Consider the following 14,637-nt stretch of genomic DNA (forward strand, 5'->3'; position numbering starts at 1 on the left):
CGCTCTCGTGGATGTCGGCGATGGCGGGGCGGGTGCGCGCGCACCCGCCCCGCCGTGGACGGGACTACTCGGCGGGCTCCAGGTTCACCAGGACCTGGACGACCCCCGGCTGCGTCGGGTCGGCGGACGCGTACGCGTCCTCCTCCGACGGCCACCCGACGTAGTTGCGGGTGTTGAACTCACCGAGCAGCGGGTGCGAGCCGAGCGGGATGGCCGGCACCTGCTCGACGAACGCCTTCTGCAGCACGGCCGAGGCGGCCGCGCGGTCCTCGTCGGAGGACGCGGTGGCGTAGGTGTTCAGCGCCTCGGTGACCGCGGGGTCGTTGAACCGGCCGAAGTTGAACTGCGCCTTGTCGTCGACGATCCACTTCGGGTCCATCGTCGAGGTGTACAGGCCGTACGCGTTCCCGGTGTCCTCGAGCCAGTGGATGATCGCCTGGAAGGTGCCCTCCTGGCGCGCGGCGTCCCAGCCGCCCCAGTCGGGCTGGTCGACGACGACCTCGATGCCCAGGGCCTCGTTCAGCTCCTCGGCGATCAGCGCCTGCTCCGTGTTCCAGTCGCTCCACCCGGCGGGCACGGAGATCGTGAACGAGACCCGCTCGCCGTCGGGGTCGACCAGGGCCTCGTCCTGCCAGGTGTAGCCGGCGTCGGTGAGGATCTGCCGGGCCTTGTCGACGTCGACCGAGTAGTCCTCGCCCTGGTACTCGGGGACGATCTCGTCCTCCAGCACTCCGCCGAGCCCGGTGGCGTTCCAGACGACCTCGCTCGCGCCCTCACGGGCGATGTCGACGTAGGCCTGACGGTCGATCGTCCAGGCGAGCGCCTTGCGCAGCGCCACGTCGTCGAACGGCTTGGTCTGCAGGTTCATGAACAGCGTGCCGGCGCCCGCGGTGGGCGCGGCGAGGAACTGGTTGTCCTCGTCGGCGGACAGGTAGCTGTCCTCGATCTGCGGGATGAACGCCTGAGCCCAGTCGGCCTCGCCCGAGACGAGCGCCGTGGTGAGGGCGGCGTTGTCGCCGTAGGAGATGTAGTGCAGCTCGGGCACCGCCAGCTCGCCACCCCAGTAGTCGGGGTTCGCCTCGAGGGTGACGGACTCCGTCGACCACGAGTCGAGCACGTACGGACCGGTGCCCACGGCCAGGCCGTCCTCCGTCAGCGGGTCGGTGTTCGGGTCGGCGATGTTCTCCCAGATGTGCTTCGGCACGATCGGGGTGTGCAGCACCCGCGCCTGGGCGGTGTACTTCGAGTTGGCGAACTTCAGGGTGATGGCGTCGCCGTCGACCGTCGCGCCCTCGTAGCCCAGACCCGAGGTGTCGGTGAGCGTGCCGTTGAGGTACTGGTCGAAGGTGAAGACGATGTCGTCACCGGTGAACTCGGTGCCGTCGCTCCACGTCACGCCGCTGCGCGGGACCACCGTGAGCTCGGTGTAGTCGTCGTTCCACTCCACCGACTCGGCGAGCCACGGGGTGGTCCCGAGGTCCCCCGTGGGGTTCACGAGCGCCAGCGGTTCGAAGATCACCTTGGCGTAGCCGTACTTCGAGGCCGACGAGTCCCCCAGGTACGGGTTGTGCGACTCGGTGGTGATCGCGCCGTCGGGCTTCGCGATCGTGAGGGCGGCGCCGCCTTCGGCAGGGGTGCCGGCGGTGCCGTCCTGTGACGACGAGCAGGCGGTCAGCACGAGCGCCGTCGCGACGCTCAGGGTGACGAGGGAGGACCGTAGCTTCATTGCTTCTCCTTCGATGTGCGGGGGTACGGTGCGGCCGCAACCCCAGGGCGCTCTCCACGATGAGGGTGCGCGGCGTGAACTTACCGATGAGTCAGTAAGTATGTAAATCCCCGGCGTCGACTCGACACCATCTCGATGCACGATCGTGACCTCGGTGCGACGACCGCGAGCCTCCGTGGACCGGCGCCGGCTCGACCCGCGCGCAGCGGCGCTCGCGCCGGCGGGGCGTCGCCCGGGGGTAGCGTGCCCGGCATGCGACTGCGACAGCTCGCCTGGCGGGCCTGCTACGAGCTGCTCGCGGCGCGCGTGCGGCGCCCCGAGTGGGCGTTCATGAACTACGGGTACGCCCCGCTCGACCCCGCGCTGCCGCCGCTCGCGCTGGACCCCGCGGACGAGGTCGACCGGCTGAGCGTGCAGCTCTACGCGCACACGCTCGAGGGCGTCGACGTCGCCGGCACCGACGTGCTGGAGGTCGGCTCCGGGCGCGGCGGCGGGGCGTCCTGGGTCGCCCGGTCGCTCGGCCCGCGGACGACGACCGGGCTCGACTTCTCGGCCGCGGCCGTCGGGCTCTCCCGGCGCGACCGCCGCGGCCCGGGGCTGCGCTTCGTGCGCGGGGACGCCCAGGCGATGCCGTTCCGCGACGCCTCGTTCGACGTCGTCGTCAACGTCGAGTCCTCGCACTGCTACGGCTCGGTGGAGGAGTTCGTGGCCGAGGTGCACCGCGTCCTGCGCCCGGGCGGGACGTTCGTGTGGGCCGACCTGCGCGGCGCCGACGACGTCGCCGCGACGCGCGCACAGCTCGCGTCGAGCGGTCTCGTGCCGGTCCGCGAGCGCGACATCACCGCCGAGGTGCTGCACGCGCTCCGCCTCGACGACGCGCGCAGGGCCGGGCTCGTGCGCGCCTGGATCCCGCGTCCGTTCCACCGCGTGTTCCGGCCGTTCGCCGGCCTCGAGGGCACGCGCAACCACGAGGGGTTCGCGGCCGGCACCCTGCGGTACCTGAGCGCCCGGCTCGTCCGACCGGCCTGACCGCGACCCGCGCGACCGGCCTCCCGTCCGGTGCGCGCGCACGGGGGATGATGGGGCGCCGGCACCGGGCCGGCCGTCAGCACAGCCGGCGGCGTCGCGCGCCGCGAGGGAGGCAGCACCATGACCGTCGTCGACAACGCCGTCTACGTCGCCGGGCGCCGGCACAGCGAGCCCCGCTCCCTGACGCAGACGTACGAGACGCTGCGCGAGGCGCACGGCATGGCGTGGATCGGCCTGTACCGGCCCGACACGCTCGAGATCACCTCGGTCGCGCACGAGTTCGCCATCCACCCGCTCGCCGTCGAGGACACCGTCAAGGCCCACCAGCGCCCCAAGCTCGAGCGCTACGGCGACGTGCTGTTCACCGTGCTGCGACCCGCGCGGTACATCGACTCCGAGGAGCGCGTCGAGTTCGGCGAGCTGCACGTCTTCACGGGGCGCGACTTCGTGCTGACCGTCCGGCACGCCGAGTCGCCCGACCTCGCGCGCGTGCGCCGGCGCATGGAGGCGACGCCCGGGCTGCTGCGGCTCGGCTCGGAGGCGGTGCTGTACGCGATCCTCGACGAGGTCGTCGACGAGTACGCGCCCGTCGTCGCGGGCCTGCAGAACGACATCGACGAGATCGAGGACGAGCTCTTCGCGGGCGACCCGAACGTCTCGCGGCGCATCTACGAGCTGTTCCGCGAGGTCATGGCGTTCCAGCGCGCGACGCACCCGCTGCTGGACATGCTCGAGGGGCTCGCCGCCGGCGCCTCGAAGTACGACGTGGACGAGGAGCTGCGCCGCAACCTGCGCGACGTGCAGGACCACGTGGTGCGCGTCGTCGAGCGCGTCGACGCGTTCCGGGCCCTGCTGCAGAACGCGCTCACGGTCAACGCGACCGTGGTCGCCGAGCGGCAGAACGAGGAGATGCGCGCGATGACCCAGGCGAGCCTCGACCAGAACGAGGAGGTCAAGAAGATCTCCTCGTGGGCGGCGATCCTGTTCGCGCCCGCGCTCGTCGGGACCGTGTACGGGATGAACTTCGAGCACATGCCCGAGCTCGACTGGCGCTACGGCTACCCGCTCGCGCTCGCGCTCATGGTGGCGGGGTCGCTCGCGCTGTTCGCGGTGTTCCGCGCCCGCCGCTGGCTCTGACCGCGCGTCAGGCGCCGAGCGCGTCGCCGGGGGCGCGCGTCCAGCCGGAGCTGCCCCTCGGTCGTCCAGTGCACGAGCACGAGCGTCGCGTCGTCCTGCAGCACCCCCCCGCTGCCGGGCGAGGATCTCGCTGCACAGCCGGCGCACGACCTCGGGAGCGGCGTCCCGGTGCCCGACTGCCGCTCGGTGAGCACGAGGTCGCCCGAGGCCGCGACGCTCTGCTGCCCACCCCCGGAGCTGCTGAGCGTGACCCCGGCTCCCGCGGCGCCGGGCACGGCGTGCGTCGCGACCGACGTCAGCAGGTCGAGCGTCGTGCCGACGGTGCCCTCGGACAGCAGGAGCCCGCCCATGCGCGCGACGACGGTCATGAGCTGGTCACCGGCCGGGACGTCGGGTGCCACGGTGCCTCCCGCCCCTGGAGAGGATCTCTCGACGGTATACCCGTCCCTCGGTTGCAGCCCCAGGTGCCCGGTGGCAGCGTGAGGAGTCCTTCCTGCAGCGCGGAGGCACCGTCCGGCCCACGCTCGAAGGAGCTCCATGACCCGTAGGACCACCCTGGGCGCCGTCGCCGGCGTCCTCGCGCTCGGCGCCCTCGCCGCCGCCCGGAGCCGCACCGGCGCCGTCCCGGACCGCTGGCACGTCGTCACCGTCCACCGCGACCCGTCCGACGTCGACGTGGCGGCGGCGCGCCCCCGGCCGCTCGCCGCGCTCGGGGACGCGGTCGAGCTGCGCACCGCCCCGGCACCCGGGGACCGCGGCACCGAGCTCGCCGCGCGGGTGCGCCCCGACAGCGGGCTGTCGGCCTCGGACGCGAAGGACCTGGACGGGCACGTGCGCCAGGCGCTGCGCGACACGCGCTGCCTGCTCGAGACGGGCGAGGTCCTGCGGCCCGACGACCTCGGCACGTCCCGCGCGACGCTCACGAACGCCCCGCTGCGGTTCGCGCTGCGCCGGGCGAAGACGGGAGGCCGGCTGTGAAGGCGCTGATGTGGGAGGGCGTGAACAAGCTCGCGGTCGGTGAGGTGCCGGACCCCCGGATCCTCAACGACCAGGACGTGATCGTGCGGGTCCTGCGGACCGTCACGTGCGGGTCCGACCTGCACCTGCTGAGCGGCTACATGCCGACCATGCAGGCGGGCGACGTCATCGGCCACGAGTTCCTCGGCGAGGTCGTCGAGGTCGGTCCCGCCGTTCGCAAGCACCGCGTGGGCGACCGCGTCGTCGTGTGCTCGTTCGTCTCGTGCGGGCGCTGCTGGTTCTGCTCGCACGGCCTGTACGCCGCGTGCGACAACGGCAACACCAACCCGGTGATCGGCGAGACGCTGTGGGGCTTCGCGCCGGGCGGCTGCTTCGGGTACTCGCACGCCATGGGCGGCAACGCGGGCAGCCACGCGGAGTACGTGCGCGTGCCGTTCGCGGACGTCGGGGCGTTCCGGGTGCCGGACGGCGTGAGCGACGAGCGCGCGGTCTTCGCGTCCGACGCCGCGCCGACCGGGTGGATGGGCGCCGAGGACGGCGGGGTCTCCCCCGGCGACGTCGTCGCCGTCTGGGGCGCCGGCGGCGTCGGGCAGATGGCGGCGCGCGCGGCGATGCTGCTCGGCGCGGAGCGCGTGCTCGTGATCGACCGGCTGCCCGAGCGCCTCGAGCAGGTCACGCGGCACATCGGGGCGGACGTGCTTGACTACTCGCGCGTCGACGTGGGCGAGGCGCTGCTCGAGGCGACCGGCGGCCGCGGGCCGGACGTGTGCATCGAGGCCGTCGGCATGGAGGCGCACTCGACCGGGCCGGCCTACGCGTACGACAAGGCGAAGCAGTGGCTGCGCCTGCAGTCCGACCGCCCGACGGCCGTGCGCGAGGCCGTGTACCACGCCCGCAAGGGCGGCACGGTGTTCGTGCTCGGCGTCTTCGCGGGCGTCGTCGACACGTTCCCGCTCGGGGCGATCGTCAACAAGGGGCTGACCGTCAAGGGCTCGCAGATGCACGGGCAGCGCTTCATCCCGAGGCTTCTCGACCTCATGGAGCGCGGCGAGCTCGTCACCGAGCACCTCGCGACCCACGTCATGCCGCTCGACGACGGCCCACGTGGCTACGAGCTGTTCAAGAAGAAGCAGGACGGGTGCGTGAGGTCGGTGTTCGTGCCATGACGTTCCACCGCGACGTCGCCGACGGCGTCCACCGCCTCGACGTCGGCCACGTGAGCTGCTACCTGCTCGAGGGGGCGGGCGGCGGGCTCACGCTCGTCGACGCCGGGCTGCCCGCCGTGTGGCCGGTGCTCGGGCGTGCCCTGCGCGAGCTGCGCCGCAGCCCCGAGGACCTGCGCGCCGTCGTGCTCACGCACGCGCACTTCGACCACCTCGGAGTCGCCGAGCGCCTGCGCCGGCGCGGCGTCACCGTGTGGGGCCACCTGCACGAGCACGAGCTCGCGCGCCACCCGTACCGCTACAGCCACGAGCGGACCCGCGCCTCCTACCCGTTCCGCTACCCGAGGGCGGTGCCGATCCTGGGCGGGATGGTCCGCGCGGGCGCGCTCCAGGTCCGGGCGGTGCGCGAGGTGCGGCCGATGCCGACGGGCACCCGGCTCCCGGTGCCCGGCGAGCCCGAGGTCGTGTTCAGCCCGGGGCACACGTGGGGCCACTGCGCGCTGCACGTGCGCGACCGGGACGTGCTGTTCTCCGGCGACGCCCTCGTGACGCTCGACCCCTACACCGCGCACACCGGCCCGCGGATCATCGCGGGCGCCGCGACGGCCGACAGCGGGCTCGCGCTGCGGTCGCTCGACGCGCTCGCCCGCACGCGCGCGGGGCTCGTGCTGCCGGGGCACGGCGAGCCGTGGACCGGGGGGATCCGGGCGGCCGCCGCGGAGGCCAGGTCCGCCGGGCCGTCGTGAGGCTCAGCCCGCGAGGCGTGCGGCGAGCCGGTCGAGCAGCTCCTCGTGCGCGGCCACGACCCGCGGGCGTGCCTCGTCGAGCGGCCACCAGCGCACCACGTCGAGCTCCGGGAACGTCGCCTGCCGGCCGGAGCGCGGCGGCCACTCCATCGTGAACGTCCCGGGCGTGCCCGCACCCGGGTCGAGGTCGCCCTCCCGCGCCCACACCGCGACGACCTTGCCGCCGCGCTGGCGCACCTCGCCGAGCGGGACGTCGGCGCCGGGCGGCGGCGGCTGCCCGACCTCCTCGGTGAACTCCCGCACCGCGGCGTCGAGCGGGTCCTCGGGCGGCACGTACTCGCCCTTCGGGATCGTCCACGCGCGCGCGTCCTTGCGCGCCCAGAACGGCCCGCCCATGTGCCCGAGCAGCACCTCGACCCGCCCGTCGACGCGGCGGTGCAGCAGCAGTCCCGCGCTCGTCGCCACGCTCGCCCCGTCCCGTCGTGCCGCCGTCCCGTCGTGCCGTCGCCGCCCACGCTAGCCCGCGACGGCACGTGCCCCGTGCCGGGCCGCTCGCGCACGACGAGCGCTCGGCGCGGACGTGCTGCACAGTGGACGAGTCGCTCGGGCAGACGTGGCGTCGTCGATGAAGACACGCAAGGGGTCCCCATGCACCACCTCCTCCGCCGTACCGCCGTCGTCCTGGTCGCCGCAGCGGGCGGTCTCGCCCTCGCGGCCGGGCCCGCGGCCGCCGCCCCGAACGCGCAGGACCAGGAGTTCCTGGTCGGCGCCCACCAGGGCAACCTCGCCGAGATCGCCGCGGGCCAGGCCGCCCTCGCACAGGCGACCACGCCGCAGGTCAAGGAGATGGGCCAGATGCTCATCACCGACCACCAGACGCTCGACGCGCAGCTCGTGCCGGTCGCGCAGCAGCTCGGGGTCACCCTCCCCGACGCCCCGAGCGCGAGCCAGGCGGCCGCCCTGGCGCGGGTGCAGTCGCTGAGCGGCGCCGAGTTCGACAAGGCGTGGGTCGCGCTGCAGATCGAGTCCCACCGGGCCACCCTCGCGCTCGGCGAGAGGGAGCTCGCCAGGGGTGCGGAGCCGTCCGTGCAGGCGCTCGCGACGGCGTCCGCCCCGGTGGTCCAGCACCACCTCGACATGGCGCTCGCCGCGGCCGGCGCCCTCGGGGTGCCGACCTCCGTCCCGGCCGGGTCGGGCGGGGACGCGGCCGGCTCGACGCAGGGTGCCGGTCTCGCGGTCGCCGGAGCCGGGCTGCTCGTGCTGGCGGCGACGGCGCTCGTCGCGGTCCGTCGCCGGCACGTGTGAGCGGGACGGGACGGGCATGAGCAGGACGCGGCCGGCGGGTCCGCCCGTCGGCCGCGTGCCGCCCCGCGGCGGCCACGTGCCGTCCCGCGGCGCGGTGCCGCCCGGCGACGTCACGATGTCCGGCACGAGCGTGCCGCCCGGCGACGACGCGCCGTCCGGCGGCCGCCTGCCGAGGGACGGTCGCAGGCGGGCCGGCGGCCGCCGGCGGACGGGCCGGAGCCGGGGGGACGTGCCCGTCGTCGGGCTGCGTCTCGCCGCGGCCGCCGGTGCGGCCGCCGTCGCCGTCGGGAGCTGGCTCGCGCTGCAGCCCGCGCAGTTCGCCGCCGCGGACGCCGGGGTCGTCCCCGGCTCGTCGCCGACCGCCGCCGCGGGCGGTGGCGAGGGCACGGAGCGCACGGGCGTGCCCGGTGCGGCACAACCGGGGTCCGGGACCCGGGGCGCAGGCGCCGCCGCTCCCCCGGCCGGCACCCCGGCGGGGACGTCCGCGCCGATCACGGAGCCGGGCGCGACGACCGCGCCACCCGCACCCGCGCCCGCCGTCGCACCCGTGCGCCTCGAGGTGCAGGGCCGGGCGGCGCCCGTCGAGGTCGTCCCGGTCGGGGTCGAGCCCACGGGCGCGCTCGTCGTCCCGGACGACCCCGACGTGCTCGGCTGGTGGCAGTCGGGTCCGGGCGTGGGCGCGCCGGCGGGCAGCACGGTGCTCGTCGGGCACCTCGACGTCCCGGGCGACCTCGGGGTCATGCGCGCGCTCGCGGTGCTGCCGGTCGACACGCCAGTGACGCTCGTCGACGGGCAGGGCGGCACCGCGACGTACCGCGTCGCGGCCCGCCGCACGTTCAGCAAGGACGACGGGCTGCCCACGGACCTGTTCCGCACCGACGGGGCGCCGCAGCTCGTCCTCGTGACGTGCGGCGGCGCGTTCGACGCCCGCACCGGCCACTACGCCGACAACGTCGTCGTCTACGCGGTCCCGGCCTGAGGACCGGACCGCCGCCAGGAGCCTGACGGGCACGGCCGCCGTCCGTGGGCGAGACGTGCCGCGCGGGGCGGGACGACGCGGTCCGTGGCACGGTGGGTCGATGGCCTCCTCCCCCGCACGCGACGTGCTGCACGTCGTCGACTGGCGCCGGCGCGTCGCCCGGCTCTACGCCGAGGTGCGGCACGCCGCGACCGACGACCCGCTCGTCGCGCACGCGCTGTGGGTCACCGGGCGCGACGAGCTGTTCGCCGAGCACCCGGCGTCGCCGCTCGACCCCGACGCCCGCGCGGCGTTCGCGGGCCTCGACGTCGCGCCCTACGACCCGGCGTTCCGCTTCGACGCCGAGGTCCTCCCGGCCCCCGGTCGCCGGCTCGACGTGCCGACGGGGACGGACGGCGTCGTCCCGTTCGAGGAGGTCGGCCGGGTGGCTCTGGGCGACCTCGGGACGGTCTCGCTCTGGGCCCTGCGCAGCTACGGCGGCGGTCTGTTCGTGCCGGTCAAGGACGCCACCGCGGGGCGGCCCGGCGGGACGTACGGTGGCGGGCGGTACGTGCTCGACACGATCAAGGGCGCCGACCTCGGGAGCGGCGGCGGCGCCGGCCGCGTGGTCGTCGACCTGAACTTCGCCTACAACCCGTCGTGCGCCTACGACCCGGCGTGGGCGTGCCCGCTCGCGCCGCCGGAGAACACCCTCGCGGCGCCCGTCCCCGTCGGGGAGCGCGTCCCGCTCGCCGCGCTCGTCGCTCCGTCCTCCCTCTGAGCGTCGAGCGCTGCGTCAGACGGGCGTGCCCGCGATCGTGACCTCGTCCTTCGCGTCCGCCGCGCGTGCCCGCCGGCGGTCGAGCGCCGCCATGACGGGGGTCGCCCCGATGCCGTGCACCACGATCGAGCCCACCACGACGAGGCCCGCGATCCCCCACAGCTCGGCCTCCCGCGGGAAGGTCGCGTGCTCGAGCGCGTACGCGACGTAGTAGAGCGTGCCGACGCCCCGCACCCCGAAGAACGCGATGACGGCGCGCTCCCCCGGTCCTGTCTTGCCGGGCGTCAGCGCCAGCCACCCGGCGAGCGGGCGGACGACGAGCAGGAACGCCGCGGCGACCCCGACCTCGGCCCAGCCGAGCTCGTCGAGCAGCCCGCGCGCGACGGCGCCGCCCAGCAGCACGACGACCGCGACGGTCAGCAGCCGCTCGATCTGCTCGACGAACTTGTGCAGCACCGCGTGGTACCCGTGCTGGCGCTCGGCGGTCCGCACGGTGCACGCGCACACGAAGACGGCGACGAACCCGTAGCCCTCCACGAGCTCCGCGGCACCGTACGCGAGGAAGGTCGCGGCCAGCGCCACGAACCCCTCGGCCTTCTCCGTCAGCCCGAGCTTGTCCGCGACGGTCGAGAAGAACACCCGTCCGAGCACCCACCCGACGCCGAACCCCACGAGGACCCCGAGACCGAGCCGCCAGACGACGTCGACCAGCAGCCACTCGGGCACCCACGCACCCGGGCCCTCGCCCGTGGCGGCCGCCGCGCTCAGCGCGATCGCGAGGTACGTGAACGGGAACGCGAGGCCGTCGTTGAGGCCGGCCTCGGACGTCAGGGCGAAGCGCGCCTCGTCGTCCGCCGCCTCGCCGTCGGTGACCGGCTCGCTGACCTGGACCTCGGTCGCGAGCACGGGGTCCGTCGGGGCGAGGGCCGCCGCGAGCAGCACGGCGCTCGCGGCGCCGAGCCCGAGGACCGCCCAGCCGAGCACGCCCACCGCGAGCATCGACAGCGGCATCGCGATCGCGAGCAGGCGCCACGTCGTCGACCACGTGCGCCAGCCGAGCGGGCGGTTGAGCGCGAGACCCGCGCCCATCAGGGAGACGATCACGCACACCTCGGTGAGGTGCTCGGTGATGCTGCCGTGCTCGAGCGGGTCGGGGTCGGGCAGCCCGGGCAGGACCGCGAAGCCGACGAACCCCGCGGCGAGGAACACCATCGGCATCGACACGGGTGCCCGGCCCAGGAGCCGGGGCAGGAGCGCCGCCGCCAGGGTGGCCAGGCCGATGGCAGCGAAGAGGCCGCCCGGTCCCTCGAACTCGATCACCGCGTGAGCGTAGGCGCGGGTTCAGCGCGGCGCGCGCCGGGAGCGTCGGCCCTGCGCGCGGGGCGGGACCGGCAGACGCTCCGCCGACCAGTGCGCGGGCCGATCGAGGCCGGGCGGGAGGCGCGTGGCGGCGTCCCCGCGCGCGGCGTTCACCTGCGACTGGGTCAGGAACAGGGTGTCGGTGAGGTCGGCCCCGGCGAGGTCGGTCCCGCGCAGGTCCGCACCGACGAGGTCCGCGAGCCGCAGGTCCGCCCCGCGCAGGTCCGCGCCGACGAGCAGCGCGCCGGCGAGGGCCGCGCCGCGCAGGTCGGCGCGGCGCAGGTCGGCGCCGAGGAGGTCCGCCCCGCGGTGGTCGGCGGTCCGGGCACCGGTGGTGGAGCGGACGAGCGCGCTCGCCCGGCGCAGCGTCACGGCGACCGCGTCGCGGTGGGGTCCCACGTCGAGGACCCGCAGCGCCGGCGCCTCCGACCGTGCGAGCCGCTCGGTCTCGGCGAGGTGGCGGGCGAGCTCGCCGTGCACGGGGGCCGCACCTGGGAGGGCCAGCGCCGCCGTGAGGTAGAAGAGCAGCTCGTGGAGCTGCCGCGCGACGGGGAACACCGCGAACATCTCCTCGGCGACCGCGGGGTCGGACCGCCAGTCCCGGCCGCCGTACGTCAGCTGGACGACGTCCTGCCCGGCGCCGAAGCAGTCGTACACCGTGCACCCCGGGAAGCCGCGCTCGCGCAGCTGGGCGTGGATGCCGCAGCGCGCGTCCGGCTGCAGGTGCAGGCAGGGGGTCGCGGCCGGCTTGGTGAACGCGAAGTCCGACGACGCGACGAACGCCGGGACGACGCAGCACAGGCCTGCGCACCGGGCGCAGTCGGCACGCAGGGAGAGCGGCTCGGCGGGTGCGGCGGGTTCGGCGTCCACCCGCACCATCGTGCCGCACCGACGGACCACCACCGCGCACGGCCGCGAGGTGCGGCATAGCGTGGCCGGATGCGCACCGTCATCGCGGGTGGCCACGGCCAGATCGCCCGCCGCCTGTCCCGTCTGCTGTCCGCCCGCGGCGACGAGCCCGTCGCGCTCGTCCGCAACCCCGACCACACCGCCGACGTGAGTGCCGACGGCGCCGTGCCCCTGGTGCTCGACCTCGAGCGCGCGAGCGTCGAGGAGCTCGCGGCGCACCTCGCGGGGGCCGACGCGGTCGTCTTCGCGGCCGGCGCCGGTCCGGGCAGCGGGTCGGCGCGGAAGGACTCGATGGACCGCGGCGGCGCGGTGCTGCTGGCCGACGCCGCGGTGCTCGCGGGCGTCCGGCGGTACGTGCTCGTGTCGTCGATGGGGGTCGACGAGGCCGACGCCGTGGAGGACGAGGTCTTCGCCGCCTACCTGCGCGCGAAGGCCGCGGCTGAGCAGGAGGTGCGTCGCCGCCCGCTGGACTGGACCGTGCTGCGCCCCGGCGGGCTCACCGACGACCCCGGGACGGGGCGGGTGCGGCTCGAGCCGACGGTCGGCCGCGGCTCGGTCCCGCGTGACGACGTCGCCGCGGTCCTGGTGTCGCTGCTCGACGAGGCGTCGACGATCGGGCTCGTGCTCGAGCTCGTGGGCGGGGACGACGTGGTCGACGCCGCGGTCCAGGCGGCGGGTCGGTCGGAGCCGGGCGACGGGTCCCTCTGACACCCGGGCGCGTCCGTCGACGGCGCGCGGCTGGTGTGCCGTCGACGCGGGGACGTCGGCGGTGAAGTCGCTGACCACGGGCGCTTCGATACTTTCGCGTCGGGCCAGTTCCCGGTAAAAATCGTTTAGGCGACTCTTTCCGCACGTCAGGTAACGCCGCAGGTCACGTGGCCTGAGAGGGCTCCCATCGTCGTGCGCGCCCGGGCTGACCTCGTTGTCGCAAGTTTCGCCCCTATTGACGGGATTTGTGAGCGTGCACAACTCTGTCGTCCCCGCCGGGGTCATCGTCGTCCCCGGCGGTACAGATGGAGGAATCGATGAACCGATCAGGGCTCCGCCCCCCGAGCTCGACCCACCGCCGCCGGACGGGAGCCGTCCTCGTCGCCGCGCTCGCCGTCACCCTCGCGGGTGCCACGCTCCCCGCCCAGGGCGCCGGCAGCACCCTGCAGGCCGCCGCCGCCGAGAGCGGCCGCTACTACGGCACCGCCATCGCCGCGAACAAGCTCAGCGACTCGACCTACACGACCATCGCGAACCGTGAGTTCAACATGATCACGGCCGAGAACGAGATGAAGATGGACGCGACGGAGCCGTCGCAGAACCAGTTCAGCTACGCGAGCGGCGACCGGATCGTGAACTGGGCGCTGCAGAACGGCAAGCGCGTGCGCGGGCACGCGCTGGCGTGGCACTCCCAGCAGCCGGGCTGGATGCAGAACATGTCCGGCACCCAGCTGCGCACCGCCATGCTGAACCACGTCACCCAGGTCGCGACCCACTACAAGGGCAAGATCTACGCCTGGGACGTCGTCAACGAGGCGTACGCCGACGGCAGCAGCGGCGGACGTCGCGACTCCAACCTGCAGCGCACGGGCAACGACTGGATCGAGGCCGCGTTCCGCGCCGCCCGGGCCGCCGACCCCGCCGCCAAGCTCTGCTACAACGACTACAACACCGACAACTGGAGCCACGCGAAGACGCAGGGCGTCTACGCCATGGTCCGCGACTTCAAGGCCCGCGGCGTCCCGATCGACTGCGTCGGCTTCCAGGCGCACTTCAACTCCGGCAACCCGGTCCCGTCGAACTACGACGTGACCCTGCGCAACTTCGCCGCGCTCGGCGTCGACGTCCAGATCACCGAGCTCGACATCGAGGGCTCGGGCAGCTCGCAGGCCCAGCAGTACGCGGGCGTGCACCAGGCGTGCCTCTCGGTGGCGCGCTGCACCGGCGTCACCGTCTGGGGCGTCCGGGACACCGACTCGTGGCGCGCCTCGGGCACCCCGCTGCTCTTCGACGGCTCCGGCAACAAGAAGGCCGCGTACACCTCGACGCTCAACGCGCTGAACGCGGGCGGCACCACGACGCCGGACCCGACGCCGAACCCCACGACGCCGCAGCCGACGCCCACCACGACCACTCCCCCGGTCACCGGCACGGGCAGCTGCACCGCGACGTACTCGGAGGGCCAGAAGTGGGGCGACCGCTTCAACGGGGTCGTCACCGTCCGCGCGAACAGCGCGATCACGAGCTGGACGTCGACCGTGACCGTCAGCCAGGCGCAGCGCATCACCTCGACCTGGAGCGGCACGCCGAGCTGGGACGGCTCGGGCAAGGTCATGACGATGCGACCGGCCGGCAACGGCACGCTCGCGGCGGGTCAGACCACGAGCTTCGGCTTCACCGTGATGCACGGCGGCGACTGGACCTGGCCGCGCGTGACCTGCAGCGCCTCCTGAGGCACGAGGTCACCCTGAGCCTCACGGGCCCTCGCGACGGGACAGGTCCCGCGGGCTGACGTGAGCACCTGGAGGACGGGCGGGCCGGCACCGGGAGGTGCCGAC

General features: G+C 74.7%; 15 protein-coding genes. 10 read left to right on the plus strand and 5 right to left on the minus strand.

From position 1 onward, the window contains the following. Positions 1–64: 64 nt before the first annotated feature. On the minus strand, positions 65–1,726 hold the full coding sequence (locus NXY84_RS12045; RefSeq protein ID WP_258723330.1) for an ABC transporter substrate-binding protein: 1,662 nt from the start codon (positions 1,724–1,726) through the stop codon (positions 65–67). A gap of 252 nt (positions 1,727–1,978) precedes the next feature. Between NXY84_RS12045 and NXY84_RS12050 the strand changes: the two genes are divergently transcribed. Both NXY84_RS12050 and NXY84_RS12055 read left to right on the plus strand, forming a co-directional pair. Further along, positions 1,979–2,755, plus strand: coding sequence for a class I SAM-dependent methyltransferase (locus NXY84_RS12050; protein ID WP_258723331.1), 777 nt, complete (start codon positions 1,979–1,981; stop codon positions 2,753–2,755). Positions 2,756–2,875: 120 nt separating this feature from the next. After that, positions 2,876–3,892, plus strand: coding sequence for a magnesium and cobalt transport protein CorA (locus tag NXY84_RS12055; RefSeq protein ID WP_258723332.1), 1,017 nt, complete (start codon positions 2,876–2,878; stop codon positions 3,890–3,892). Here the strand turns inward: NXY84_RS12055 and NXY84_RS12060 are convergent. Then, complete coding sequence (locus NXY84_RS12060) at positions 3,814–4,293, minus strand: hypothetical protein (protein WP_258723333.1); 480 nt, start codon at positions 4,291–4,293, stop codon at positions 3,814–3,816. The genes NXY84_RS12055 and NXY84_RS12060 overlap by 79 nt on opposite strands. A gap of 136 nt (positions 4,294–4,429) precedes the next feature. Here NXY84_RS12060 and NXY84_RS12065 point away from each other — a divergent pair, with 136 nt between their 5' ends. The 3 genes from NXY84_RS12065 to NXY84_RS12075 are packed head-to-tail and all read left to right on the plus strand — an operon-like array spanning position 4,430 to position 6,779. Next, positions 4,430–4,870 carry a hypothetical protein gene (locus NXY84_RS12065; protein WP_258723334.1) on the plus strand — a complete coding sequence of 147 codons (441 nt, stop codon included), beginning with the start codon at positions 4,430–4,432 and terminating at the stop codon, positions 4,868–4,870. Then, positions 4,867–6,036 (plus strand): zinc-dependent alcohol dehydrogenase, encoded by a 1,170-nt coding sequence (locus NXY84_RS12070; RefSeq protein ID WP_258723335.1) that lies wholly within the window; start codon positions 4,867–4,869, stop codon positions 6,034–6,036. The genes NXY84_RS12065 and NXY84_RS12070 overlap by 4 nt, the downstream gene beginning before the upstream one ends. After that, positions 6,033–6,779: an MBL fold metallo-hydrolase gene (locus tag NXY84_RS12075; protein ID WP_258723336.1), complete on the plus strand. Its 747-nt coding sequence runs from the start codon at positions 6,033–6,035 to the stop codon at positions 6,777–6,779. The genes NXY84_RS12070 and NXY84_RS12075 overlap by 4 nt, the downstream gene beginning before the upstream one ends. Before the next feature lie 3 nt (positions 6,780–6,782). Here the strand turns inward: NXY84_RS12075 and NXY84_RS12080 are convergent, their stop codons facing one another. After that, the gene (locus NXY84_RS12080; protein WP_258723337.1) at positions 6,783–7,244 is read right to left on the minus strand and encodes an NUDIX domain-containing protein; all 462 of its coding nucleotides are present in this window, start codon (positions 7,242–7,244) and stop codon (positions 6,783–6,785) included. Positions 7,245–7,427: 183 nt separating this feature from the next. On the opposite strand from NXY84_RS12080, the gene NXY84_RS12085 reads away from it, so the two are divergent. The 3 genes from NXY84_RS12085 to NXY84_RS12095 all read left to right on the plus strand — a co-directional run bounded on the left by NXY84_RS12085 (position 7,428) and on the right by NXY84_RS12095 (position 9,823). Beyond that, complete coding sequence (locus NXY84_RS12085; RefSeq protein ID WP_258723338.1) at positions 7,428–8,084, plus strand: DUF4142 domain-containing protein; 657 nt, start codon at positions 7,428–7,430, stop codon at positions 8,082–8,084. Between the two features lie 16 nt (positions 8,085–8,100). After that, on the plus strand, positions 8,101–9,063 hold the full coding sequence (locus NXY84_RS12090) for a class F sortase (RefSeq protein ID WP_258723339.1): 963 nt from the start codon (positions 8,101–8,103) through the stop codon (positions 9,061–9,063). Between the two features lie 100 nt (positions 9,064–9,163). Continuing rightward, positions 9,164–9,823, plus strand: coding sequence for a DUF1684 domain-containing protein (locus NXY84_RS12095; protein WP_258723340.1), 660 nt, complete (start codon positions 9,164–9,166; stop codon positions 9,821–9,823). A 15-nt stretch (positions 9,824–9,838) separates the two neighbouring features. On the opposite strand, the gene NXY84_RS12100 is transcribed toward NXY84_RS12095, so the two are convergent. Then, complete coding sequence (locus NXY84_RS12100) at positions 9,839–11,143, minus strand: cation:proton antiporter (RefSeq protein WP_258723341.1); 1,305 nt, start codon at positions 11,141–11,143, stop codon at positions 9,839–9,841. 21 nt (positions 11,144–11,164) lie between these two features. Then, positions 11,165–12,052 (minus strand): pentapeptide repeat-containing protein, encoded by an 888-nt coding sequence (locus NXY84_RS12105; protein ID WP_258723342.1) that lies wholly within the window; start codon positions 12,050–12,052, stop codon positions 11,165–11,167. 69 nt (positions 12,053–12,121) lie between these two features. Here NXY84_RS12105 and NXY84_RS12110 point away from each other — a divergent pair, with 69 nt between their 5' ends. Together NXY84_RS12110 and NXY84_RS12115 are read left to right on the plus strand one after the other, a co-directional pair. Continuing rightward, on the plus strand, positions 12,122–12,799 hold the full coding sequence (locus NXY84_RS12110) for an SDR family oxidoreductase (RefSeq protein WP_258723343.1): 678 nt from the start codon (positions 12,122–12,124) through the stop codon (positions 12,797–12,799). A gap of 317 nt (positions 12,800–13,116) precedes the next feature. Beyond that, the gene (locus NXY84_RS12115) at positions 13,117–14,532 is read left to right on the plus strand and encodes an endo-1,4-beta-xylanase (RefSeq protein WP_258723344.1); all 1,416 of its coding nucleotides are present in this window, start codon (positions 13,117–13,119) and stop codon (positions 14,530–14,532) included. Positions 14,533–14,637: the final 105 nt, after the last annotated feature.

This window comes from Cellulomonas sp. NS3, from assembly GCF_024757985.1.
Lineage (GTDB): Bacteria > Actinomycetota > Actinomycetes > Actinomycetales > Cellulomonadaceae > Cellulomonas_A.